Source organism: Streptomyces musisoli, from assembly GCF_016741855.1.
GTDB lineage: Bacteria > Actinomycetota > Actinomycetes > Streptomycetales > Streptomycetaceae > Streptomyces > Streptomyces musisoli.
In genome coordinates this window covers 540,874-565,280 of sequence record NZ_JAERRH010000001.1, presented here as the reverse complement: position 1 = coordinate 565,280, position 24,407 = coordinate 540,874, and the positions used below count along the sequence as shown (strand labels likewise).

17 protein-coding genes are annotated in these 24,407 nt (G+C 74.0%); 13 read left to right on the top strand and 4 right to left on the bottom strand.

Features of this window, described 5'->3' with window-relative positions:
• Nucleotides 1-118 precede the first annotated feature (118 nt).
• The 10 genes from JK361_RS02250 to JK361_RS02205 all read left to right on the top strand — a co-directional run bounded on the left by JK361_RS02250 (nucleotide 119) and on the right by JK361_RS02205 (nucleotide 14,577).
• Entirely contained in the window at nucleotides 119-961 is an 843-nt protein-coding gene (locus tag JK361_RS02250) for a nitrilase-related carbon-nitrogen hydrolase (RefSeq protein WP_201813882.1), read from the top strand.
• Nucleotides 962-990: 29 nt separating this feature from the next.
• Complete coding sequence (locus tag JK361_RS02245) at nucleotides 991-2,241, top strand: aspartate aminotransferase family protein (RefSeq protein ID WP_201814237.1); 1,251 nt, start codon at nucleotides 991-993, stop codon at nucleotides 2,239-2,241.
• A 138-nt stretch (nucleotides 2,242-2,379) separates the two neighbouring features.
• Nucleotides 2,380-3,963, top strand: coding sequence for a PucR family transcriptional regulator (locus JK361_RS02240; RefSeq protein WP_201813881.1), 1,584 nt, complete (start codon nucleotides 2,380-2,382; stop codon nucleotides 3,961-3,963).
• 155 nt (nucleotides 3,964-4,118) lie between these two features.
• Nucleotides 4,119-4,961 carry a nitrilase-related carbon-nitrogen hydrolase gene (locus JK361_RS02235; protein ID WP_201813880.1) on the top strand — a complete coding sequence of 281 codons (843 nt, stop codon included), beginning with the start codon at nucleotides 4,119-4,121 and terminating at the stop codon, nucleotides 4,959-4,961.
• 82 nt (nucleotides 4,962-5,043) lie between these two features.
• Nucleotides 5,044-6,447, top strand: a complete 1,404-nt coding sequence (gene hydA, locus JK361_RS02230) for a dihydropyrimidinase (protein ID WP_201813879.1) — start codon at nucleotides 5,044-5,046, stop codon at nucleotides 6,445-6,447.
• A 12-nt stretch (nucleotides 6,448-6,459) separates the two neighbouring features.
• Complete coding sequence (locus tag JK361_RS02225) at nucleotides 6,460-7,479, top strand: TIGR03842 family LLM class F420-dependent oxidoreductase (protein WP_201813878.1); 1,020 nt, start codon at nucleotides 6,460-6,462, stop codon at nucleotides 7,477-7,479.
• Nucleotides 7,480-7,595: 116 nt separating this feature from the next.
• Nucleotides 7,596-9,122, top strand: a complete 1,527-nt coding sequence (locus JK361_RS02220; protein WP_201813877.1) for an NCS1 family nucleobase:cation symporter-1 — start codon at nucleotides 7,596-7,598, stop codon at nucleotides 9,120-9,122.
• Nucleotides 9,123-9,326: 204 nt separating this feature from the next.
• Entirely contained in the window at nucleotides 9,327-13,244 is a 3,918-nt protein-coding gene (locus JK361_RS02215; RefSeq protein WP_201813876.1) for a CHAT domain-containing protein, read from the top strand.
• Nucleotides 13,241-13,927 carry a hypothetical protein gene (locus JK361_RS02210; RefSeq protein ID WP_201813875.1) on the top strand — a complete coding sequence of 229 codons (687 nt, stop codon included), beginning with the start codon at nucleotides 13,241-13,243 and terminating at the stop codon, nucleotides 13,925-13,927. Before JK361_RS02215 ends, JK361_RS02210 begins: the two co-directional genes overlap by 4 nt.
• Nucleotides 13,927-14,577: an RES family NAD+ phosphorylase gene (locus JK361_RS02205; RefSeq protein ID WP_201813874.1), complete on the top strand. Its 651-nt coding sequence runs from the start codon at nucleotides 13,927-13,929 to the stop codon at nucleotides 14,575-14,577. Before JK361_RS02210 ends, JK361_RS02205 begins: the two co-directional genes overlap by 1 nt.
• Before the next feature lie 94 nt (nucleotides 14,578-14,671).
• On the opposite strand, the gene JK361_RS02200 is transcribed toward JK361_RS02205, so the two are convergent.
• The 3 genes from JK361_RS02200 to JK361_RS02190 form a co-directional block, all read right to left on the bottom strand.
• Nucleotides 14,672-16,297 carry a hypothetical protein gene (locus tag JK361_RS02200; protein ID WP_201813873.1) on the bottom strand — a complete coding sequence of 542 codons (1,626 nt, stop codon included), beginning with the start codon at nucleotides 16,295-16,297 and terminating at the stop codon, nucleotides 14,672-14,674.
• The gene (locus tag JK361_RS02195) at nucleotides 16,272-17,039 is read right to left on the bottom strand and encodes a hypothetical protein (protein ID WP_201813872.1); all 768 of its coding nucleotides are present in this window, start codon (nucleotides 17,037-17,039) and stop codon (nucleotides 16,272-16,274) included. Before JK361_RS02195 ends, JK361_RS02200 begins: the two co-directional genes overlap by 26 nt.
• Nucleotides 17,040-17,110: 71 nt before the next feature.
• The gene (locus JK361_RS02190; RefSeq protein WP_201813871.1) at nucleotides 17,111-17,671 is read right to left on the bottom strand and encodes a hypothetical protein; all 561 of its coding nucleotides are present in this window, start codon (nucleotides 17,669-17,671) and stop codon (nucleotides 17,111-17,113) included.
• A 364-nt stretch (nucleotides 17,672-18,035) separates the two neighbouring features.
• Between JK361_RS02190 and JK361_RS02185 the strand changes: the two genes are divergently transcribed.
• Nucleotides 18,036-18,713 (top strand): 4Fe-4S single cluster domain-containing protein, encoded by a 678-nt coding sequence (locus JK361_RS02185; protein ID WP_201813870.1) that lies wholly within the window; start codon nucleotides 18,036-18,038, stop codon nucleotides 18,711-18,713.
• On the opposite strand, the gene JK361_RS02180 is transcribed toward JK361_RS02185, so the two are convergent.
• Nucleotides 18,688-19,881 (bottom strand): macro domain-containing protein, encoded by a 1,194-nt coding sequence (locus JK361_RS02180; protein WP_236052319.1) that lies wholly within the window; start codon nucleotides 19,879-19,881, stop codon nucleotides 18,688-18,690. The genes JK361_RS02185 and JK361_RS02180 overlap by 26 nt on opposite strands.
• 167 nt (nucleotides 19,882-20,048) lie before the next feature.
• Between JK361_RS02180 and JK361_RS41955 the strand changes: the two genes are divergently transcribed.
• Together JK361_RS41955 and JK361_RS02170 are read left to right on the top strand one after the other, a co-directional pair.
• Entirely contained in the window at nucleotides 20,049-22,643 is a 2,595-nt protein-coding gene (locus JK361_RS41955; RefSeq protein ID WP_201813868.1) for a serine/threonine protein kinase, read from the top strand.
• Nucleotides 22,640-24,265: a hypothetical protein gene (locus JK361_RS02170; protein WP_201813867.1), complete on the top strand. Its 1,626-nt coding sequence runs from the start codon at nucleotides 22,640-22,642 to the stop codon at nucleotides 24,263-24,265. Before JK361_RS41955 ends, JK361_RS02170 begins: the two co-directional genes overlap by 4 nt.
• Nucleotides 24,266-24,407: the final 142 nt, after the last annotated feature.

Sequence of the window (24,407 nt, the reverse complement as noted above, 5' to 3'; positions counted from 1 at the left end):
CGACTCCGCGGGTTGACGACGATGGTCTTGGCAAGGGCCCCGCGGAGGCTTACGTTCGTGCCTCTACGCCCTGCTCTACGGGCGTAGAGGCTCTGACGTCGTGTCGAAGGAGCAGCTCATGGCCAACGTCGTCCGCGCCGCTCTGGTCCAGGCCACCTGGACCGGCGACACCGAGTCCATGGTGGCGAAACACGAGGAGCACGCCCGCGAGGCGGCTCGCCGGGGCGCGAGGATCATCGGGTTCCAGGAGGTCTTCAACGCCCCCTACTTCTGCCAGGTCCAGGAGCCGGAGCACTACCGCTGGGCCGAGCCGGTGCCGGACGGACCGACCGTGCGCCGGATGCGGGAACTGGCCCGCGAGACCGGCATGGTGCTCGTGGTCCCGGTGTTCGAGGTCGAGCAGTCCGGCTTCTACTACAACACCGCCGCCGTGATCGACGCCGACGGGACCTACCTCGGCAAGTACCGCAAGCACCACATCCCGCAGGTCAAGGGCTTCTGGGAGAAGTACTACTTCAAGCCCGGCAACCTGGGCTGGCCCGTCTTCGACACCGCCGTCGGCAAGGTCGGCGTCTACATCTGCTACGACCGGCACTTCCCGGAGGGCTGGCGGCAACTCGGCCTGAACGGCGCCCAGCTGGTGTACAACCCGTCCGCCACCCACCGGGGCCTGTCCGCCTACCTCTGGCAGCTGGAGCAGCCCGCGGCGGCCGTCGCCAACGAGTACTTCGTCGCCGCCATCAACCGGGTGGGACAGGAGGAGTACGGCGACAACGACTTCTACGGAACGTCGTACTTCGTCGATCCGCGCGGGCGGTTCGTGGGCGAGCCGGCCGACGACAAGACCGAGGAACTCCTGGTCCGCGACCTGGACTTCGACCTCATCGAGGAAGTGCGGCAGCAGTGGGCCTTCTACCGCGACCGCCGCCCCGACGCCTACGAAGGGCTGGTGCAGCCGTGAACGACCTCTACTCGCGCCACCGCCGGGTCATGCCCGACTGGCTCGCCCTCTACTACGACGACCCGATCGAGATCACCCACGGCGAGGGACGGCACGTCTGGGACTTCAACGGCCGCCGGTACCTGGACTTCTTCGGCGGCATCCTGACCACGATGACCGCGCACGCGCTGCCCGAGGTGACCAAGGCGGTCAGCGAGCAGGCCGGCCGGATCATCCACTCCTCGACCCTCTACCTCAACCGGCCGATGGTCGAACTCGCCGAGCGCATCGCCCATGTGAGCGGCATCCCGGACGCCCGGGTGTTCTTCACGACCTCCGGCACCGAGGCCAACGACACCGCCCTGCTGCTCGCCACCGCCTACCGGCGCAGCAACACGATCCTGGCGATGCGCAACAGCTACCACGGGCGCTCCTTCAGCGCGGTCGGCGTCACCGGCAACCGCGGCTGGTCCCCGACCTCGCTGTCCCCGCTCCAGACCCTCTACGTCCACGGCGGCGTGCGCACCCGGGGTCCGTTCGCCGGTCTCGACGACCGCGATTTCATCGACGCCTGCGTCGCCGACCTGAAGGACGTCCTCGGCCACACCCGGCCGCCGGCCGCGCTGATCGCCGAACCCGTCCAGGGCGTCGGCGGGTTCACCTCGCCGCCCGACGGGCTGTACGCGGCCTTCCGCGACGTGCTGAAGGCGCAGGGGATCCTGTGGATCGCCGACGAGGTGCAGACCGGCTGGGGCCGCACCGGCGACCACTTCTGGGGCTGGCAGGCACACGCCCGCAGCGGCCCGCCGGACATCGTCACCTTCGCCAAGGGCATCGGCAACGGCATGTCCATCGGCGGCGTCATCGCCCGTGCCGAGATCATGAACTGCCTGGACGCCAACAGCATCTCCACCTTCGGCGGCACCCAGATCACCATGGCCGCCGGGCTCGCCAACCTCGGCTATCTCCTCGAACACGACCTCCAGGGCAACGCCCGGCGCGTCGGCGGCCTGCTCATCGAACGCCTGCGAGCGGTCACCGCCCAACTGCCCGGGGTACGGGAGGTGCGCGGCCGCGGCCTGATGATCGGCGTCGAGCTGGTCAAGCCCGGCACCGACGAGGCCGATCCGCGGGCCGCCTCCGCCGTGCTGGAGGCGGCACGCCAGGGCGGACTGCTCATCGGCAAGGGAGGCGGGCACGACACCAGCGCCCTGCGGATCGCCCCACCGCTGTCGCTGACCGTCGCCGAGGCCGAGGAAGGGGCGGCCATCCTCGAACAAGCGCTGCGCAGTTCGTACTAGGCGCTGCGCGGGGAGAGCCGTGACGGGCCCCGGCGAACATCCGCGGGGCACGTCGCCGATCGCCCGCAGGGCCCGTCGCGCAGTTCCCCGCGCCCCTTTTGGGCGCAGCCCAGCACCGACCGAGCAAGGGACACGGCCATGGCATCCGACATCGACACGGGACACCCCGCCCGGCAGCCACCGGAGCCCGTCCTCTCGGTCCGCCAGGTACTCGGCCTGGAGCGTGTCCTCGCCGGGGACCCCGAAGTGGTCGCCGGCGCCGGGCAGCTCGACCGGCCCGTGCGCTGGGTGCACGTCGCCGAGGCGGCCGACGTCGGCGTGATGCTCAGCGGCGGCGAGATGGTGCTCACCACCGGGGTGCTCCTCGCCGGCGACGAGGCCAGGCAGGCCGAGTACATCCAGTCCCTGCACCGGGCCGAGGCCGCGGCCGTCGTGCTCGGACTCGGCCGGGCCTTCCCCACGCCGCCCGAGGTGATGCGCCGGGCCGCCGAGCGGTGCGGGCTGCCCATGGTCGTCCTGCACCGGCCGTTCCCCTTCGCCGAGCTGACGGAGGAGGTCCAGTGCCGGCTCGTACGGCGGAAGTTCGCGGCCGTCAGCCTGTCGGAGACCGTGCGGACCGCCCTCACCGCGCTCATCACGGCCGGTGCCCCGCTCGGCCGGCTGCTCGACGAGGTCGCCCGGCACAGCGGCTGCCCGGTCGTCGTCACCAACCTCGCCCACCGCGTCCTCGCCACGGCGGGGGAGCGGCCCGCGGTGGACGACGTGCTGCGCGACTGGGAGCGGATCGCACGGCAGGCCGGCGGCGGCGCGGGCGACGGCTGGATCCACGCCGAACTCGGCGGACGCGGGGAGCGGTGGGGCCGGCTGGTGCTGTGCGGCTACCGCGGCGACGCGGCCACCGGGGGACTGCTCGCCGACCGGGCGGCCGAGGCGCTGGTCCTGCACCGCATGCTCGGCGGCGGCTCCGCGCACAGCTGGGAGGAGCAGTGCGCTCAGAGCCTGCTCACCGACCTGGTCTCCGGGGTCGTACCGGCCCGGCAGCTGCTGCCGCGGGCGCGTGCGGCCGGCCTCCCGGTCAACCGGCGGATCTTCGTCCCGCTGGCCGTACCCGGCGCGGACCCGGCCGAACTGGGGCGCGTGCTGCGCATCCTGGGGCTGCCCGGACTCGTCGCCGAGCTGTCCGACGGGGTCGTCGCCGTCCTGCTCAGCCTCGCCCGCGACCAGCAGGCCGATGCGCTGACCGCGCACTTCGCGTCCCGGCTGCGCGCCGAGACCGGACCGGCTCCCACGGTCGCCGCCGCCGGACCGCGCACCGCCTGGGACGACGTGCCCGCCGGGCTGCGCGAGGCCCGGCACGTCGCCGACGCCGTCGCCGACTCCGCGGCCGCCCTGGACCTGCCGGCCGTCGTCCGGCTCAGGGACGTCCACCTGCGCGGGCTGGTCCGGCTGCTGCGGGACGACCCGCACGTGCAGTCCTTCGCCGAACGGGAGCTGGACGGGCTGCTGCGCGAGCCCGGACCGGAGCTGCTGAACGTCCTGCGGACCTATCTGGCGACGGGCCGCAACAAGTCCCGTACCGCCCTGCTCCACCATGTCTCCCGGCCGGCCCTGTACCGCCGCCTGGAGGCGATACAGGCCCGCCTCGGCGTCGACCTGGACGACTTCGAACAGGCGGCCTCCGTGCACATCGCGCTCCTCGCGCACGACGCGCAACAGGGGTGAAACATGCCAGGACATGCGACGACGGCGGTGAAACATGGGACGGCGCACTCGTGACACGGTGGCACGCCGGCCGCCCGCGGACGTGACACGCTGCCCGTCGAACCGGACCTCCGCGCTTCCTAGGCTCACCGCACACCGAGCTACCGGAGGTCCCGATGAGCCGAGTGATCCGTGCCGCCCTCTTCCAGACCGCCTGGACCGGCGACAAGGAATCGATGATCCAGGTCCACGAGCAGGCGGCCCGCGACGCCGCCGCCCAGGGCGCCCAAGTCCTGTGCTTCCAGGAGCTGTTCTACGGCCCCTACTTCTGCCAGGTCCAGGACAAGGCGTTCTACGAGTACGCCGAGCGGATCCCCGAGGGCCCGACCGTCCGGCGTTTCCAGGCACTCGCCCGCGAGCTGGGCATCGTCCTCGTCCTGCCCATGTACGAGGAGGAGCAGCCCGGCGTCCTGTACAACACCGCGGCCGTGATCGACGCGGACGGCTCCTACCTGGGCAAGTACCGCAAGACCCACATCCCCCAGGTGCAGGGCTTCTGGGAGAAGTTCTACTTCCGCCCCGGCAACAGCGGCTGGCCCGTCTTCGACACGGCCGTGGGCAGGATCGGCGTCTACATCTGCTACGACCGCCACTTCCCCGAGGGCTGGCGGGCCCTGGGTCTCGCCGGTGCCGAGATCGTCTTCAACCCCTCGGCCACCTCCCGGGGCCTGTCCCGCTACCTGTGGCAGCTGGAACAGCCGGCGGCGGCCGTCGCCAACGAGTACTTCGTCGGCGCGATCAACCGGGTCGGCGTGGAGGACCTGGGCGACAACGACTTCTACGGCACGACGTACTTCGTCGACCCGGAGGCCCGGTTCGTCGGCGAGCCGGCGAGCGACAAGGAGACCGAACTCGTCGTCCGCGACCTGGATCTGGCGGTGCTCCGCGAGGTCCGCGACCGCTGGCAGTTCTACCGCGACCGCGCGCCGGGCGCGTACGGACCGTTGACGGCGCCGTAGGGGAGAGCGCCCCCGAAGGGGCGCGGGGAACTGCGCGACCAGCCACGGCGCAGCCGCACACGACCAGCGAGGGAGAGGACCCATGACCGGCCGCACACTCATCCGCGGTGGTCTCGTCATCACCGCGTCCGACGAGATCCACGCCGACGTCCTGATCGAGGACGGCCGCATCGCCGCCCTCGCGGCGTCCGGCACCCCCGCCGCCGAGGCGTTCGGTGCCGAACACGTCATCGACGCCACCGGGAAGTACGTCATCCCGGGCGGCGTCGACGCCCACACCCACATGGAGCTGCCCTTCGGCGGCACCTTCGCCTCCGACACCTTCGAGACCGGCACCCGAGCCGCCGCCTGGGGCGGTACGACGACGATCGTCGACTTCGCGGTGCAGAGCGTCGGCCACACCCTGCGCGAGGGCCTGGACGCCTGGCACGCCAAGGCCGAGGGCAACTGCGCGATCGACTACGGCTTCCACATGATCGTCTCCGATGTGAACCAGGAGACACTGAAGGAGATGGACCTGCTGGTCGAGGAGGGCGTCACCTCCTTCAAGCAGTTCATGGCCTATCCGGGGGTGTTCTACTCGGACGACGGGCAGATCCTGCGGGCCATGCAGCGCGCCGCCGGGAACGGCGGGCTGATCATGATGCACGCCGAGAACGGCATCGCCATCGACGTCCTGGTCGAGCAGGCGCTGGCCCGCGGCGAGACCGACCCGCGCCACCACGGTGAGGTCCGCAAGGCCCTGTTGGAGGCCGAGGCCACCCACCGCGCCATCCGCCTCGCCCAGGTCGCCGGAGCCCCGCTGTACGTGGTGCACGTCTCGGCGACGGAGGCGGTGGCCGAGCTGGCCCGCGCCCGGGACGAGGGGCTGAACGTCTTCGGCGAGACCTGCCCGCAGTACCTGTTCCTGTCCACCGACAACCTCGCCGAACCGGACTTCCAGGGCGCCAAGTACGTGTGCAGCACGCCGCTCAGGCCGAAGGAGCACCAGGCCGCGCTGTGGAGAGGGCTGCGCACCAACGACCTCCAGGTGGTCTCCACCGACCACTGCCCCTTCTGCTTCGCGGGCCAGAAGGAACTGGGCCGCGGTGACTTCTCCAAGATTCCCAACGGGCTGCCGGGCGTGGAGAACCGCATGGACCTGCTCCACCAGGCGGTCGTCGACGGGCGGATCTCGCGCCGCCGCTGGATCGAGATCGCCTGCGCCACCCCGGCCCGGATGTTCGGCCTGTACCCGAAGAAGGGCACCATCGCCCCGGGCGCCGACGCGGACGTCGTCATCTACGACCCGCACGCCGAACAGGTGATGTCCGCCGAGACCCACCACATGAACGTCGACTACTCGGCGTACGAGGGCAAGCGCGTCACCGGCTGCGTCGAGACGGTTCTGTCACGCGGTGAACTCGTCATCGACCAGCGGGAATACACGGGACACGCCGGGCACGGCGTCTACACCCCACGCTCCACCTGTCAGTACCTGAACTAGGAGTGGCGCCCCATGGACTTCGGACTCGTCCTGCAGACCGACCCGCCCGCCTCCCGCGTCATCAGCCTGATGCAACGGGCCGAACGCAACGGCTTCCGCTACGGCTGGACCTTCGACTCCGCCGTGCTGTGGCAGGAACCGTTCGTGATCCACAGCCAGATCCTCGCGAACACCGCGGAGCTGACGGTCGGCCCGATGGTCACCAACCCGGGCACCCGCACCTGGGAGGTCACCGCCTCCACCTTCGCCACCCTCAACGACATGTTCGGCAACCGCACCGTCTGCGGCATCGGCCGCGGCGACTCCGCCATGCGCGTCGCCGGCCGCAAACCCAACACCCTCGCCCGGATCAGCGAGGCCATGAAGGTCATCCGCGCCCTCGGCCGCGGCGAGGAGGCCGACCTCGGCGGCACGAAGATCCGCTTCCCGTGGATCAAGGAGGGCGCCGAACTCCCCGTCTGGATGGCCGCGTACGGCCCCAAGGCGCTGAAGATGACCGGTGAGGAGGCCGACGGGTTCATCCTCCAGCTCGCCGACCTGTACCTGACCGAGTACATGGTGAAGGCCGTCAAGGACGCGGCGGTGGCGGCCGGCCGTGACCCCTCCGAGGTGACGATCTGCGTCGCCGCCCCGGCGTACGTCACCGAGGACGACTCGCCCGAGGCCCTCGCCCACGCCCGCGACCAGTGCCGCTGGTTCGGCGGCATGGTCGGCAACCACGTCGCCGACCTGGTCGCCAAGTACGGCGAGCACTCCTCCCAGGTGCCCGAGGAACTCACCGACTACATCAGGGCCCGGCAGGGCTACGACTACTCCCACCACGGACGCAGCGACAACCCCGACACCCGGTTCGTGCCGGACGAGATCGTGGACCGGTTCTGCGTCATCGGCCCGGCCGAGAAGCACGTCGAGAAACTGAAGGCACTGCGCGCCCTGGGCGTCGACCAGTTCGCGGTGTACGACATGCACGACGCACAGGAGGCCACCATCGACGCCTACGGAAGCCGGGTGATCCCCGCCGTCACCGCCTGAACCCCCTCCGCGAGACCCCCACGCCCCCTCTTGGTCTCCCCTCCCCGCCGTCCCGGGGAGGGGGCTGGTGCCCGCAACGGCCTTTCCCGATCCGCCTCTCCCCGATTGGCCAGCCCATGACCGACACCGCTCACCCGGCCATACCGACGTCCGGCCAGGTCACCCTCCCCGACGGGCGCGTGGAACTCGCCCCCGCAACACCGCCGCCCAGCGGCCCCTACGCCAACGAGGACCTCCTCCCGGTCCCCACGGCGCGACGCACCTGGACGACGTACAACTTCTCCGCCCTGTGGGTCGGCATGGCCCACAACACCGCCTCCTGGACCCTCGCCTCCGGACTGATCGCGGTGGGCATGGACTGGAAGCAGGCGGTGTTCACCATCGCCCTCGCCAACCTGATCGTGCTCGTCCCGATGCTGCTGACCGGGCACGCGGGCCCCAAGTACGGCATCCCCTTCCCCGTCTTCGCCCGCGCCTCCTTCGGCGTGCGCGGCGCCAACCTGCCCGCCGTCGTACGGGCGCTGGTGGCGTGCGGCTGGTTCGGCATCCAGACCTGGATCGGCGGCGAGGCCATCTACTTCCTCGCCGGGAAACTGATCGGCGACAGCTGGTCGGGCGCCGCGCACATCGGAGGCTACGCCTGGACCATGTGGCTGTCGTTCGCGATCTTCTGGGCCATCCAGGTCGCCATCATCCACCGGGGCATGGAGACCATCCGCCGTTTCGAGAACTGGGCCGCGCCCTTCGTCCTCGTCGGCGCGTTCGTGATGCTGTGGTGGATGAGCAGCAAGGCCGGCGGCGTCGGCCCGCTCTTCGACCAGCCCTCCCGGCTCGGCTGGGGCGGGGAATTCTGGAAGCTGTTCTGGCCCTCGCTGATGGGCATGATCGGGTTCTGGTCCACCCTGAGCCTGAACATCCCCGACTTCACCCGGTACGGGCGCAGCCAGAAGGCGCAGACGTGGGGCCAGGCCCTGGGCCTGCCGACCACGATGACCCTGTTCGCGTTCCTGTCGGTGCTGGTCACCTCGGGCTCGCAGGCGGTGTACGGCGAGCCGGTCTGGGACCCGGTCCAGCTCGCCGCCAAGACCGACAACGTGGCCGGACTGCTCTACGCGCTGGTCACCGTGCTGGTCGCCACCCTGTCCGTGAACATCGCCGCCAACCTGGTCTCCCCGGCCTTCGACTTCTCCAACGTGGCACCGGCGAAGGTGAGTTTCCGCACCGGAGCGCTCATCACCGCCGTCCTCGCGGTCCTCATCTTCCCCTGGAAGCTGTACTCCGACCCGCAGGGCTACATCTTCACCTGGCTCGGTCTCGTCGGCGGCCTGCTCGGCACGGTCGCCGGCATCCTCGTCGTCGACTACTGGGTCGTGCGCCGCACCCGCCTCGACCTCGCCGACCTGTACCGCGCGGGCGGCCGTTACTGGTACACGGGCGGCTGGAACTGGCGGGCCGTCGTCGCCTTCCTGGCCGGCGGTGTCCTCGCGATCGGCGGCGCGAGCCTCAAACCCCTGACCGACGGCCGCCCCGTCCCGGCGCTGTCCCCGCTCGCCGACTACGGCTGGGCGGTGGGCCTCGGCACCTCCTCGGTGCTGTACCTGGCGCTGACGCTGGCCTCGGGCCGGGACCGGCGCACCGGCTGAGACCGTCGTCCCCGACGCGGCCGCCTCCGGACCGGCGGCCGCAACGGGCCGTTCCACACGCCGACGGCACCCCGAGGACGCCACGGCGGATCGGGCGGAAACCGGCCGGGAGCCGGGCGTTGTCCGGCAGGATGCCGGTGAGGCGCGCGAGACCCGGCTGCCCGGGCGGGGGAACGGGCACCATGGCGGCGGAGGGGATGACGCATGAGTGACGCCGGAACCATGCCCGTGGCCGACCGCGCCGCCGCCGCGCTCGCCCGCGCGGACGGCTTCGCCGTACCGGTCGACCCGGAGGCGTACACCGGCTTGCGAGGCCCGCTGCTCGACGACCTGACGGACGAACTCGAGTCACTGCTCGCCGAGTTGACCGCGCCGGAAGACGGCGGGACATCGGCTGCGGCGGTGGCGGCACGCCTCGGCAGGTGCCGCGCTGTCAGATTCGTCCTGGAAGGCGCCCCGGCCGACCGGGAGCGCGCGCTGCCCCTGCTGGAGGAGGCCCGTACGTCGGCCCTCCTCGGCGACGCGGACCGGGACGCCGCGCACCGGGACCTGGTGGCACTGGTCGGGGCACGGATGGTGTGGCTGAACCGTGTGGTCGCGGCCGGACGCTCCGGCCAGTGGAGCGTCGACCAGCTCATGAACGTGTTCGCGCTCGGCACCCCCCTCGCCGAGGGCGGTTCGGGCTTCGTCGAGGACAGCCGGCTGCTCGTACGACTGCTGCTGGAGCGGCACGAGCAGCAGATGACCCCCGAGTTCCGCGACCAGCTGCGCCTCTTCGGCGAGATGACGGACGCCCTGCTCGGCGGCGACATGGGCCAGGCCGTCTCCGGGGCCCGGCGGTTCTTCGGCTCCGAGGCCGCCGCGTCGCTGCCGCCCCCGCTGCGAGCCGTCCTGCCCTCGCTGTTCGACATCATCGAGACCGGTCCATCGGCGGCCTCCGAGGAGGGGGAGGAAGCCGCGCCGGACGCCGGGCCCGACGCACCGGACGAGGCCCACCACGCCCGCGCCCAGCTCCTCGCCCTGGCCGAGATCCTGACACCGGGCACGATCACCCCGCAGGACCTGCCCGGACTCCTCGCCGAGCTGTCGGGCGCACCGGACGCCGACACGGGCGAGGCCCGCCCCGCGCCCCTCACGTCCCGGATGATCGCCGCGCTGTTCCATGTCGCCCTCGCCGTGCGCACCGGCGACATGCAGGGCTTCCGGGAGGCCCTCCGGCTGATGCACGAGGCGTCCGCGGCCGGTGAACTCGACGGCTCGGCACACGCCCGATGGCTCCGCGCCATCGTGCCCGGCCTGCTCATCGGAGCCTCCCTCACCGGTGGCAGCCTCCAGGACGAGGACACCGCCCTGGCCCTGCTGGAGGAACTGTCCTGGGACGAGGGCCCCGTGAACGGCATCGAAGCCTCCCTGCGGCTGAGCGTGGAGACCGCCCGGCTCAACACCCGGCTGAAGCGGGCCCTGGACAGCGGCGACGAGGAGGCGCTGGAGGACGTCGTCGACGCGGCGTGCGAACTCGAACTGGACGACGCCTTCGACGACGCCGAGGAATGGACCGGCGCCCAGATCGCCCTGGTGCTCAGCGTCGCCTATCTGGGCCGCGTCGTGCTCGGCACGGCGGCCGGCGACCGGACGGACCACCTGCGGGCGGCCGCGCACCACATGCAGCGAGCGGCACAGACGTCGGTGGACATGCCCGTCATGCGGGGCCTCCTCGACGCCACATGGGCCCCTCTCATCACCCTGACGGCGATCGTCGAGTCGGACCCCGGCCGCATCGCCGAAGGCGTGTCCCGCGCCCGGGCCGCCCTCGAGACACCCGGCTTCACCTCGGACTTCCGGCCCTGGGTCCGCCGCGGCATCGCCATCGCCCTGGACACGCTCCACGGCTTCACCCGTGACCCCCGGGTGCTGGACGAGGCGATCGCGGAACTGGAACAGGCACGGGCGGAACTGCCCGACGGCGGACAGAGCGGCGCCCGCGTGCACTGGGACCTGGCCGAGCTCCGGGCCCGGCGCGCCACCGTCCGGGCCGGCACCCCCGGCGCCGACGACGACCTGCGTGCCGCCGTGGACCTCGCCCGTACCTCGCTCCGGCTGGCCGCCGACGACGTACTGCTCCAGCAGGGCGTCGGCCGCGGCCTGCGCATCGCTCGCGAGGCCGCCGACCGCGGCCGCAAGGCGGCCTTCTGGGCGTTGCGGGCCGGCCGGACGCAGGAGGCGATCGCATGCCTGGAGGCGGGCCGCTCGCTGGTGCTCGGCGCGGCGGCCGTCTCGGCGGGTGTCGCCGACCGGCTGGCGGCCCTCGGCGAGAGCGAACTGGCCGAACGCTGGCGCACCGCGGCCTTTGACCACTCCTGGGACGGGACCGACGCCTCGGCATGGCGACCGCGCTCCGCGGCGGACCCGGCCACCACCGGTCCGGGCGGTGACCCGGGAGCCCACAGCCCGCCGGCACCGCCACAACCGCCACAATCGTTGAACCCGCCGCAACCGCCGGACCCGTCGGACCCGCTGGACCCGCCGCAACCGCCGGACCCGTCGGACCTGCTGGACCCGCCGCAGCCGCCGGGCACGGCAGGCAACGGTGGCGCGCGGCGCGGCTCACCCCTGGACGTGCTGGCCGGCATGGGAATGGGCACCCCCGGCCTCCCCGGAGACGTGCGGCGCCGCTCCCTGGACGTGCTGCGAGGCCAGGGAGGCGCCCACGTCCGGCCCGTGACCGCCTCCGTCGACGACCTGCGCGAGGGACTGCGGGCGTCGGCGGCGGACGCGCTGCTGTACCTGGTCCCCGGCGTGGAAGGCGCGGACGGGGCCGTCCTCGTCGTCACCCGCGACCGCCCCGCCGAGTCGCTGCCCCTGCCCGGACTCGCCCCCGACGGCCGCGGCCCCGTCGCGGAGTACCTGGCCGCCGGGGCACACCTGCAGCGCCTGGACGACCGCTCCGGCGACACCACGGGCCCGGAGGAACGCGGCCGCGCCCGGCGCCGCTGGCTGCACGCCCTGGACGGCATGTGCTCGTGGGCCGGCGCGGTCCTCGGTCCCGCACTGGACCACCTCGGGGTGTGGGACCGCGCCCTCGCCGAGGCCGGCCTGCCGGGCGCCGCGGCGGCGGACGAACGTCCCGACGCCGTACGCCTCGTGCTGGTGCCCTGCGGCGATCTGGGCGTCGTCCCCTGGCAGGCGGCCGTCCTGCGACCACCCGGCGGGTACGGCGCCCCGGGCGCCGTGCGCGCCTGCGAGGTCGCCGTCCTCACCCACGCCGCCTCCGGCCGCGAGTTCCTGCGCGCCGCGGCCCGCCGGCGCATGGCGCCCGCCGGCCGGCCGGCCCTGGTCTTCCACGCGCTGGACGACCTGGAGTGGGCCGAGGAGGAGATCGACACACTCGCGGACGTGCTGTATCCGCAGGCCGTGGTGTACCGCCCCGACGCGGAACCCGCCACCCCGGCGACGGTCCTGGCCCTGCTCGGCGGGCTGGCGGCCGACCCCGCGTCCCTGGTGCACATCGCCTGTCACGGGCTCGCGGGTCCCGACCCCACCCGGTCGGCCCTCCGGCTGGCCGCCCCGGCCGGCGAGCCGCACGGCTCCGGTGACCTCACGCTGAGCACCTTGCTGGAGACGCCCGCCGAGGGTGACGCCTTCCGGTCGGCCGGCCCCCTGGTGGTGTGCGGCGGCTGCGAGACGGACCTCACCACCCGCGACCACGACGAGGCCCTGACCGTCACCTCGGTCCTGGTGCACCGGCTGGCCGCCGACGCCATCGGGACCCGGTGGCGGGTGGAGGACCAGCCGTCCGAGATCCTCATGCTCGTCCTGCACGACGCGCTCGCCCGGGGACTCGCGCCACCGGACGCGCTGCGCGCCGCCCAGCGCTGGATGCTCACCTCGCCGGACGAGCGCACCCAGGTACGGACGCTCGCGGGTATCGCGGCACGCCGGCTCACGGAGGACCTCCGCGCCCGGCCCGACACCTGGGCGGCCTTCGTCCACCAGGGCAACCCCGCACCGGCGGCCGTCCCGGCCCGGCGACTGGAGCCCGCCGGCCGACAGGAATCCGCCCGGGGACCGGAATCCGCCCAGGGACAGGAATCCGTCCGGCGACAGGAAGGAGAGGGGACATGACGTCGGAGGAACTGCTCGGCCTGCTGCGGACGCACTGGACGACCGTCGTCACCGGACTCGACGACGACGACCTCGTCCGGCTGTCCGGCGCCCTCAGGGAGCTGAGGGATGAGACCGCGGCCCGCGACGCCCCGGCGGTCGCCCGTGCCATGCGCCGGCTGAAGCGCACGCTGTCCGCGTTGCCGGCCGACCACCCGGTGTCCCAGGCGCTCGGCGGCCACCGCTATGACACCGCCACCCGCGAACTGCCCGGCCTCACCACGATCGACGCGGTGATCGACGTACTCGGCACCCCGCCGCCCGCCCCCGCCGACCTGCTGCGGACCGCGCGCCGGCGGCTGCTCGCCGTACCCGCGCTGTCCGAGTCCGAGCACGCCGTGCTCACCGAGGCCGGGCAGGAGCCGTCCGGCGGCCCGGACGCACCCACCGGACTGATCCGGCTGCGCGACCCGGACCGCGGCCTTTGCTACCCCCGCTTCCAGTTCAGGCCCGGCACCGCCGAACCCCTGCCGGTCGTCCGCCGGATCAACGTACTGCTGCGCGCGGACCGCGACCCCTGGGGAGCCGCCGACTGGTGGCTGGGCGGCAACCGATGGCTGGGCGGCGTCCCCGCCGAACTCCTCGGCGTCCTGCCGGACGACGCACTGGAACGCGCCGCCGCCGAACTGGTGGGAGCGTTCTGATGGGGCGCCAGATCCCGCCCGAGGGCGTCCCCATGAACCCGGTGCGGCACCGCCTGCCGGCCGGCACCGTGCTGTGGCGGTGCCACGAGGAGCAGTACACGGCCGCCGAGTTCAACCCGAACGTCGCGCACGAGTTCTTCAAGGGAAGCCGCTTCGACCCCACCGCGAAGGACCCCTACCCCTACCTCTACGCCGCCCTCGACCCGGTCACGGCCCTGTCAGAAGTCCTGCTGAGGTCGGTCGAGTTCGGTGCCGACGGCGTGCGCCAGGTCCCCTGGGCGCAGGCGTCCCGGTACGTCCTGTCCGCGGTCCGCACCACGGCGGAACTGTCCCTGGTGGACCTGACGACCGCCGAGGGGCTGGCCGCGGTCTGGCAGGACGACTGGCTGATCGACACCGAGGAGTACGCCGGCACCCGGTACTGGGTGCGGGTGATCCGCGAACGGTGCGGTGACGCGCAGGGCCTGTGGTGGACGTCCAAGCGCTGCCGGCCGCGCGCGGCGCTCCAGCTGTTCCAGGACCGCTGCCCGGACGCGCCCCTCGACCCCCGCCCCCGGGAGTGCCTGCGGCTGGGGTCGGCGGACGACGTGCGCAGGGTCAACCGGCTGCTGGCGCCGCTGCGCGCGGTCGTCTCCGCCCCGCAGGAGTGAGCGGGCCGCGTCCCGGAACGCGCGGGCACACGGCTGCCCCGGCCCCTCGGAGCGAGGGGCCGGGGCAGTACCGGTCCGGCAGGTGCGCGGACGTTCAGCGGTGGTGCGCCGGTGCCGGCAGCAGCGGCCAGTTCCGGGACAGGCGCATCGCCGACTCGCTGACGGCGGTGTCCTTCGAGGCCGTCATCACGCCGTCCAGATAGTCGTGGGCGGCCGCCTCGTACAGCTGGCGGGCCGCGGCGATCCGCTCGTTCGCCGCCTGCCTGCGGTCCTCCTGCCGGTCCCCGGCCGTCTGCTGCGCGGCCCGGGCCCGCTCGGTGTCGGCGACGTTCTGCTCCCGCTGCTGCCGCAGCTCCGCACGCCGTTCCAGCGCCGTGCGGAAGGCGTCGAGGAACGGGTGCTCCCGGAACAGGCCGAGCAGGAACCCGACCCCGCCCGAGAGCAGCAGCAGCGCGCAGAACAGCCACGTCACCGTCTGGGTCGTCAGATGCAGCCGGTCCACCAGGGTGGTCGTGTCGCCGGTGGCCGAGCCGCCGAGCCCGCGGAAGCCCGCGGTGTCCTTGGCGACGGGGGCCGGCGCGTCGTGCTGCATCACGAACCGGGCGCGCAGCGTGCCGAGCAGCCAGGTCAGACCGCCCCACACACCGAGCAGCGAGAGGGACGGGAGCCAGCCGCCGCGCGGCGATCCGGTCGCCGAGCGCCACCGCAGCATGTGTCCGGCCAGGTGCGGCAGGATCAGCATGATGACGGCGGAGGAGACGGCGAGCGTGCCCGACATCAGGTCCCCGCTCGTGCTGCCGACCCCGTGGAAGGGCTGGTAGGCCACCCAGTAGACCGGTACTTCGACGGCCATGATGACCAGCAGCAGGGCCAGGGTGAGCCAGCGCGGCAGGCCGGGGCGGGTCGTCAGCCCCTCCCAGCCCTCACCCGACCCGAGGCCGCTGGTCTCCCGGCGTGCGGCGCGGTAGGCCTCCCCGAGCGCGGCGGACGAGGTGTCGTCCGTGCCCGCCGTGGACACCGACTGCCAGTCGTCGCCCGGGTCCGTGCCCTCCGCCTTGCCGGCCGCCCGCCCGGGTTCGCCCTCCGCCCGCCCGGGTTCGCCCTCCGGGCGGCCGGGGCCGTCCGGGTCCGGGGTGCGGGGGGCCGGCCGCTCGTCCGGGTCCGGGAAGCGGGCGCGGAGCCAGCGGTCCTCCACCCGTTCGCGCAGCCGGTCCCGGAAGCGGAGCCAGCGCGAGGAGCGGAGGGCGAGGAGGTCGAGCTGGCGCAGGGCGGCCTGGATGTCGCGCTCCGCCTCGCGCAGCCGTTCGTCCAGGAGCCGGGTCTCGATCTCGCCCGCGGTCACGTCGGAGGCCGCCTGGGCGTCCCGGAGCCGTGCCGCCTCCTCCTGGAGGCGCAGTTCCTCCTCGATCCGGTGGACCACGGCGTCCCGCAGGGAGGCCAGCTCCGCGAAGTACGGCAGCCGGTCACCGCTGTTGAGCACCCAGGGGTCCAGCGTCTTCTTCTTGCCGGCGGCCAGACCCCTCTTGCGGGCGTCGGCGAGCAGGCTGCCGCCGTCCCCGGCGTCGAGGACCAGGGGCCGGTGGCCGGCGAGCCCGCCGGTGGCGGTCCCGGGCCGGGGCCGGGCGGTCTGCTGTGCGGTCCGCCCGGGGAACGGCACATAGCGTGCGAGGCGCCGGCGGCGCGGCTGTGGCCCGTCAGCGCTTGTAACGGGTGTCGACATGTGCCTTGGCCCTCCCTTCGAGTGCCTGCACCCAGAAGGCCTCGAAGTCGTCGGCCCTGCTGGGTTTCGCCTTGTACTGCATGCCGAGTCCGACGGGGAACACGTCCATGCCCTCGATGCCGGGCAGCCCCCGGTTCTTCACGAGCGAGTCGATGACCTTGGCCCGGCTGGCCTCGGTGCCGAGGTTCTGCCGCGAGATGCGGAACTCCGGGTCGGTCTGGGCGAAGTCGCTCACGACGAGCAGCTTCGGCGTCCCGCCGTCGTCGTTCCCGACGGCCTCACCGATGCGGGCCAGCGCGCCCCACACGTCCGAACCGTTCTGCGTGCGGGCGCACTTGAGTTCGGCGAGCGCGGCGCCGGCGGCCTCCTGCCGGGCGTTGGCCCGCTGCACCTTCTGGTCGGTGTTCGCGTCGTGCGGCGGGTCGAGGTCCACCTGGCCCTGCCGGCAGGAGGAGTTGCGCGAGGAGCGGGTGATGGGGGCGAAGTCCACGGTTCCGCACTTCTGGTCGGTGAGGAACTCGATGAGACTGTCCTTGAGTTTGGCCTCCGAGTCGAACCCCTGCTCCACCGCGGCGGCGGAGCCGGAACCGTCGACGACCACCCCGCAGGGTGTGGTGAGGGCTTCCTCCTGCTTGGTGCAGGACACGAGGGCGGCGAGCGCGCACGCCAGCGGGACGACGACGGCGAACCGGCGGGCGGCGCGGACGGTGGACCGGTGACCGGTCCGGGCCGAGTGATGCACGATGACGTTCCCTGGCCTTCCTGGGAGACGGGCGGCGAAGCGGCGGCGGACGGCGGGCGACGGGGGAGAGGTCATCCCGTGCGGACGCCGCTGGTGGCGCCGCCGCCGTGCACTGCCTGGTGGTCGAGGATGTGCAGTGCCTGGGCGACGGCCGACGGGCCGGCGTCGCGCCCGGCCCGTTCCGGGGCGTACCAGCGGTCGCTGAGCAGGCCGTCGTCGAGGTGGGCCCAGGTGCGGTCCAGGGTGATCCGCCCGGGCAGCCAGCCCGTGGGCCGCGGCTCGTCGACGTGACCGTCGCGCCGGGTGCGGGCCCAGGCGCCGTCCCAGTAGCAGGCGATCAGCTGGTTCGCCTCGTCGGCGAGCTGCTGGGCCTGCTGCCGGCAGACGGAGGCGGCCGAGCGCCACTCGCCGACCATCCGCCCGAACCGGGCGAGCGCGGCCGGCGCCGGCTCGCCGCGGACGGTGTACTGGGTCACCACCCGCACCGACTCGGCCTGGATCCGGACGTGCAGCGCGCGGTGCGCCGCCAGCGTCCGGGAGCGTAGTCGTGCGGTGCCGCGTCCCACCTGGGCGTGCAGGCCCAGGATGTACGGCGGCAGACTGATGTCGTCGGCCGGTGTTCCGCTCGCCACCGCGTCCGTCAGGAATTCCCGGAGACCGGCGGTATCCCGGCGGCCGTGAAAACGGGCGCGTGCCGACGACAGACGTCCGGCTTTCAGCCGTCGGACCCGGACATTTATTCGACCTTTGTTGATCATTTTCGAAGAGCCCCCATTCGTCGCGGGCGGTCCGGGTGGGAAGGCGCCGCGATGGGGAGAGAGTAGCGGAGCAAATCCCCTTCCGGGGCAGGTGTTTTGAGGGGAACCGATCATTCTTTGTGAGGTTCCGGAAAACAACCGGATCCCGCCCGGCGGAGAGCCGGACGACGGACTTCCGGCAATTGCGGACGCCCCTTGGCGCACTGGATACTCCAAGCCGGTACGAGGAGGAGACGGCGTGGAATTACGCCTCGACGGCACGCACTACCCGCTGGAAACACTGGGCCCGGGAAAACGGCTCGGAGTCTGGTTCCAGGGCTGCTCGCTGGCCTGCGCCGGATGCATGTCCCGGCACACCTGGGACCCGGAGGCGGGCACGCCCGCCACGGTCTCGGCGGTGCTCGCGCTCTGGCGGCGGGCCCTCGCCGACGGCGCCGACGGCCTCACCGTCAGCGGCGGCGAGCCCCTGCAACAGGCGCCGGCGCTCATGGAACTCCTGGCCGGTGCGGCACGCCTGCGGGACGGGGCCCGGCGCCACGAGGGGAGCGCCGGGCCCCACCCCGCCGACCTGCTGGTGTACACCGGCCACGAGCCCGGGGAACTCACGCCGGAGCGGTGGACCGCCCTCGGCGGCGCGGACGCCGTGATCACCGGACGGTTCCGGGTGGCGGAACCCACCCGGCTGGCCTGGCGCGGCTCGGCCAACCAGCGGATCGTCCCGCTCACACCGCTCGGCGCCGCCCGCTACGCCCCGTACCTCGATCGTGAGTCACCGGGCCCGCGCCTGCAGACGGCCCCGGCCGAGGGCGGGGGGCTGCGCCTCTACGGCGTCCCGTTGCGCGGTGAACTCATCGCACTGGAGCGGCGGTTGAAACAGAGCGGGGTCGCTCTCACGGAGCGGAGCTGGCGGCCGTGAGCAGGCGGGCGTGGCTCTCCTCCGGCGTGACCAGCAGCACCGACCAGGAGGGGTCCCGGCGCAGCTCCTCCCGGAGCGCGCCGAGCAGCCGGCGGGCCACCGTCTCGACGGGCAGGCCGCCCCGGCCGGAGCCCAGCAGCGGAAAGCAGATCGACGACATCGGCAGAGAGAGGAACTCGCTCTCGTGGCGGGCCAGTTCGAAGGACTTGCGCACCACCTCGCCGAGCACGGCGGGAGAGACGTGGTAGCGGTCGCCGTCCCCGACCGGGGTGGCGATCGCCGCGTGGTGGATGCGCCGTACGCCCTGGGCGGCCAGCGCCCCGGACGACGTGGCGACGACCGTGCCCGGCCGCACGGGCATGCCCGTCCTGCCCTGCGTCCGCAGCCACACGCCCAGTTCCCGGGAGAGGACGTCGTCCACGATCTCGCCCGCGGCGTCCCGGAGGGCGGCGGCCCGCCGCAGCGCGCCGGACACCGTGGGGCGGAAGGTCTTGGACATCTCCAGATACGTGTTCTCCGAGGAGACCAGGACGTCCACGTCCCGTACCTCCTCGATCGGGCACACCCGGACGGTGATCCGGCCCGCCGGGGCCACCGGGCCGGCGGTGGCGGGCAGGACGCCCGGGTGCGGACGGCGCCGGGACGGGGGAGCGGCGGCGAGCCGGGCCGCGTGCGCCGGCGAAGCCGCCGGCGCGGCCGTGGCCGGCTCGCGCACCACCTCGGGAGTCCGACCGGCCCGCTCACCGGTGGACGCCTCCCGGGCCACGGTCAGGACCGCCGCCGCCAGCTCGGCGACGACATCGTGCTCCTGGCTCTTGCGGAACCGCTCGGTGGTCACGCCGTAGACGGCCGCCGCGGCCTTGCGCCGGTCGGTGCCGGGAACCCCGCGGCGCGCGGCGAAGATCCCGAAGGAGTGCGCGGCGGCACGGGCCAGCGGATCGCAGGAGTCGTCGTCCCGCACGGGACGCCCGCCGGCCAGCCGCCGCACCGCCGCGCCCAGCAGCTCCTCGATGCCGGTCTGCTCGTCCTCGGGCCCGGTGCACAGCCCGGCCGCGACGGCCGCCTGGCACAGCGCGACCGTGGTGCAGTGGCGCAGCCCGGGCAGGCCGCGGCGCCTCAGCTCCCTGAGTTCGGCGACGAGGCTCTCGTGCGAGGGCAGGGGGTGCATGATGCGCATCGTAGCCCCGGCCGGGGACCGGCTGAAGATCCGGGGAACTCCCCGCCTCCCGAAGGGAATCGGGATATCTTCCTCGTCCCGCGGCCCGCGCCCCGGGCCGGTTCGCCCCGCAGTGCCGACCCCCGGTCCACCCAGCGCGTTTCCCGGAAGGCCGGAAGATGACGACCACGCCGCCCACCCGATTCGTCGACCCCGCGGACGGGGCGTTCACCAATGCCCGGGAGCGGGAGACCCGTCCGGTCCTCGCCGAGGTGCCCCCCGCACTGGCGGACCGCTTCCCGCTCGTCGCCGTGCTCTCCGAGGCGCGGCGGCCCGCCGAGGCCGTCGTCCTGCGCGTACGCGACCTGACGGCCCGGCACTCCCCGGCGGAGATACCCCTGGTCCTCAAATGGTACCACCGGCTGCACGCCCCGGACCCGGACGTGGAGCACGAGCTGCGGGAACTCGGCGAGGGCCCGGCCCCCCACCTGGAACGGCTCCTGGAGACCGGCGACGCGCACGGACACCCCTGGCACCTGTACTGGTCGCACGGCGAGGAGACCCTGGAGAAGTACCACGCGGACCACCCCGACGGGCTGCCCCCCGACTCCGTGCGGGCCGTCGTGAGCCAGCTCCACGACGCCGTCACGGCCCTGCACGAACGGGGCGTCGTCCACCGGGACATCACCCCCGACAACATCATGGTGCAGACCCGCCGCGGCGACACGGCCGACCTCGTCCTCGTCGACTTCGGCGCCGCCGTCCACCGCCCCGACGAGGCCCTGGAGCCCCGGACCGACTGGCGCGGCAAGCCCCTGTACCTCGCGCCGGAGGCCGGACTGCTCCGGCAGACCGTCTCCGAGGCCGGCGACTGGTGGTCGCTCGGCATGGTCGTCGCCCAACTCGCCCTCGGCAGGCACCCGATCGAGTTCCGCCGGGACGAGGACGTGCTCGCGGAGATCGCCACGCACGACCCCGATGTCACCGGCATCGCCCACCGCAGGACCCGCCGGCTCTGCGAGGGCCTGCTCACCCGGGCCCCCGAGCACCGCTGGCAGGCGCCGCAGGTGCGCGACTGGCTGGACGGCCGGGACCCCGACGTCGCCCCGCGCACCGACGGGCGCGTGTTCCCCGATGACCCCACGCGCCCCGTGCTCCGGCCCTTCCCGTTCATGGGCCGGGAGTTCACCGGCACCGAGCACCTCGCCGTCCACCTGGACCAGAACCACGTCTCGGCGGCCCGCATGCTGGCCGACGACGCCGACCGGGCCCAGCTGGTGGAGTGGCTGGGCCAGTTCGAGACCGTCGGCGACCGCAGCCCCGAGGAACTGCGCCGGCTCGCCGACCTGCGCAGGGACCTGGAGCAGCCGCCCTCCGCCAAGGTCGTCGTACGGCTCCTGAACTGGCTCGGGCCCGGCCTGGACGTCTCCTGGCACGGCGCCGGCCTGGACGTGCCGGGCATGCGCCTGCTGTGCCGGGGGGCCCAGGACGGGGACCCCGACGCGGTCGCGCTGGTCCGGCACCTCGCGGACCACGGCGAGGTGCTGACCGGACTCGCCGAACGGCCGGGCGGCCACGGGCTGGACGAGACCGACCGGGCCTGGCGCGTCCTGCTGGCCCGGTGGGGTCCCACGGCCCGGGAACTGGCGCACGGCCGCCGGGACCGGGCGGCCCTGCGGCGGACGGCCGCGGTGGACGCCTGGCTGCTGCTGCTCGCACGGGAACCGGAACGCACCAGGGGCCGGCTCACCGCGAGGCTGCTGGACGTGCGCGCGGAGTTCCCGGAGCGGGTGCCCTGGTTCGACGCGCTGCTCGCCGCCCAGGACGACGACCTGCGCCTCGTCGCGGCCCTCCTGCTCAGCGGCCGCGCGGCGCACGAGGCGCAGGCGCTGCGGCGCAGGCGGGTCGTCGAGGAGCACGAGCGGCTGCTGGCGGCCGACCAGGACGGACTCCTCGCCGTACTGCGCCGGCTGGACCGCCTGCCCACCCTGGGCTGGGCGATCCTCGGCGCCACCGTCGTCACCGCGCCCTGGAGTTTCGTCATCGGGCTCGCGGACGTGCTCGGTCGCGCCTCCCAGGAGGCGGTCGTCACGGCCTGGCTGGAGGCGCTGCCCGCCGCAGCGTTCGTCTTCGTGGTGGAGATGTGGACCGCCGTGTACATCGGCCCGCCCTTCTACCACCCCGGCCGGTCGCTGGCGGGTCTCCTGATCCGCAGTGCCGAGCGTCCCGGCCGGCTGGCCCGCACCCGGCTCGGGCTCTGGCTCGGGGCGGCGCTGCTCGTGCTCGCCGTCGTCCTCGGGTTCTACGCGATCGCCGTCGCCCCGTGGCTGTGGCCGCTCGCCTCGGCCGCCGCCGTCGCCGTCTGGAGCGTCCGCCGGGGCTGGGCGTGGCGGCGTCTGCGGCGCGCGGACCGGGCCCGCCGGGAGGCCCGACGCCGCGGCCGCGAGTGGCGGCCCCGGCAGCCCGAGCGCGGGACGAGGGGCGCGGCCGGCCCCGGCCGGGACCGGTGGCGGCCCTGGCGGCGCGAGCGCGGACCGGAGGCGGGAGCACGCCGCCGGGCCGGGGGGCGGTGGCCGTGGCGGCGCGAGCGTGAGGCGGAGGCGGAGGCGGGCCGCGGCGACGCAGCGGGGCGGCCCCGGCGGCGCGAACAGGGGGAGCGGCGCGGGGCCCGCCGCTCCGGCCGGGACCGGTGGCGCCCGTGGCGCGCGTACCGGGCGCGGCGGGCGGCCCGACGGGTTTTGACGACGACCGACACGACAGGAGAGCAGGCATGAGTTCGGGCCTCGCCATCCCCACGATCCAGACGGTGGCACCCGCCGTGCACTTCGCACCGCCCCCGCCGCCCCTCGACCCGCAGACGCTGCCGCACACCGGCATGCTGCACCTGCACGACGCGGCAGGGCAGGCGTCCGCACACCTCTCCGACGCGGCCGGGCACGCCGTCCACGAGGCCGCCGACGCGGCCCTCCAGGTGCTCGGCTCGCTCAGCGGCGTCCTGCTCGCCGGGCGGGCCGCCCTGCTCGGCACCCGGGTCCTCGCCGCGGCGGCGGTACGGGCAGCGGAGGAACAGCGGTGCCTGGAGCGGCAGCAGCAGCTCGCGGCCGCGGCCGCGGAGCAGTGGGAGGCCGCCGCGTTCGCCGCCGTCCGGGTCAACGCCCGCAGGCGCGCCCTGCTGGCGCGGGCGGCGCGGGCCGCCGCCGGCGGCGGCCCGCCCGGGCCCCCGCCGCGCCCCGACGTGCCGCCGCCGCTGACACCCGTCGGCGCATGCCTCGGCGACCTGCGACGGGAACTGGCCCGCAGCGAGGAGGCCCTGCGCCGCGCGGAGGAACGGCAGGCCGCGTGGGAACAGCGGCGGCTCGCCGCCCGGCTGCGGCTGGACGAGGAACAGGACGACGACTGGCGGCGCGGCCTGCGCGAGAGCCGGCGGTCGGCCCTCGAGCGGTTCACCGCCGGGCGCACCGCCGACGCCGAGGCACGGCAACTGCCCCGGCAGCCCGCCGACCGGCGCACCGAGGGGGCGCTCGACGCCGGGGAGGTCCGCCGCAGCGGTGCGGAGATCCTCGGCTCACTGGACCCGTACGCCGCCTGCGAGGCCGCCGAACTCGCCGCGCAGGCCGTCCGGCACGCGGTACGCCGCGCCGCCGAGGACCCCCGCCGGGCGCGCATCCACCTCGCCGAGGCACGCAAGTTCGTCCGGGACGCCAACAAGCAGGCCCAGGCGGCGCGGGAGGCCCAGGAACGCGCCGCGGCGCACTACGACTTCCTCGTGTACGAGACCCCGGAGGGCACCGAGGACCTCACCCCGGCACCGGACGCCGTGGCCCTGCTCCGGCGGACCCTGGACGAGGGCGTGCCGCTGACCGCGGCCGGACGGGAGCTGGTGGAGCGGCGGGTGGAGGAGCGGGTGCACGCCCTGGAGGCCCGTTACGTCCGGCAGCAGTGTGCCGGCGCCGTCGCGGAGCTGGCCAGGAGGTTCGGCGGCGAGGCCGGGGCGGGCCGGCCCGAAGGCCAGGAGATCCGCCTCGACTGGACACCGGAGGGCTGGGGGCCCGGCCACTGGCTCAGGGCGACCCTGGTCGACGGCCGCCTGCGCGTGGCGACCATGTACCGGGGCGGTCCGGGCGAGCGGACAGCCGCGGAGCGGGCCCTGGACGACGAGCGCTGCGCCGAATCCCTGGAGCGGCTGGACCAGTTGGAGGAGATCACCGGCGCGCTGGGACTGGGCCTCGAATTCAAGGTCGAGCACACCGAAGGGGCGCTGCCGGGCGTGCTGGGGGAGGACGCCTGGGTGCTCGACGAGCTGATCGACGAGGCCGAACGGGCCACGGGCGCGCACCGGGACGTAGCCCCGGAGGCCCGCCGGTACCGGACCGTCGACGGCGACGGACGCCGCTGAGGGGGACGCCGTCACATGAAGGGCGTCACCGCACACGAGGGGGGCGTCGCACACGAGGGGCGCCATCGCATGCGAGGGCCGTCGTCGCACACGAAGGGCGCGGCCACGACCGGCGGGCGCCCCGGGAATACCGCCGCACCCA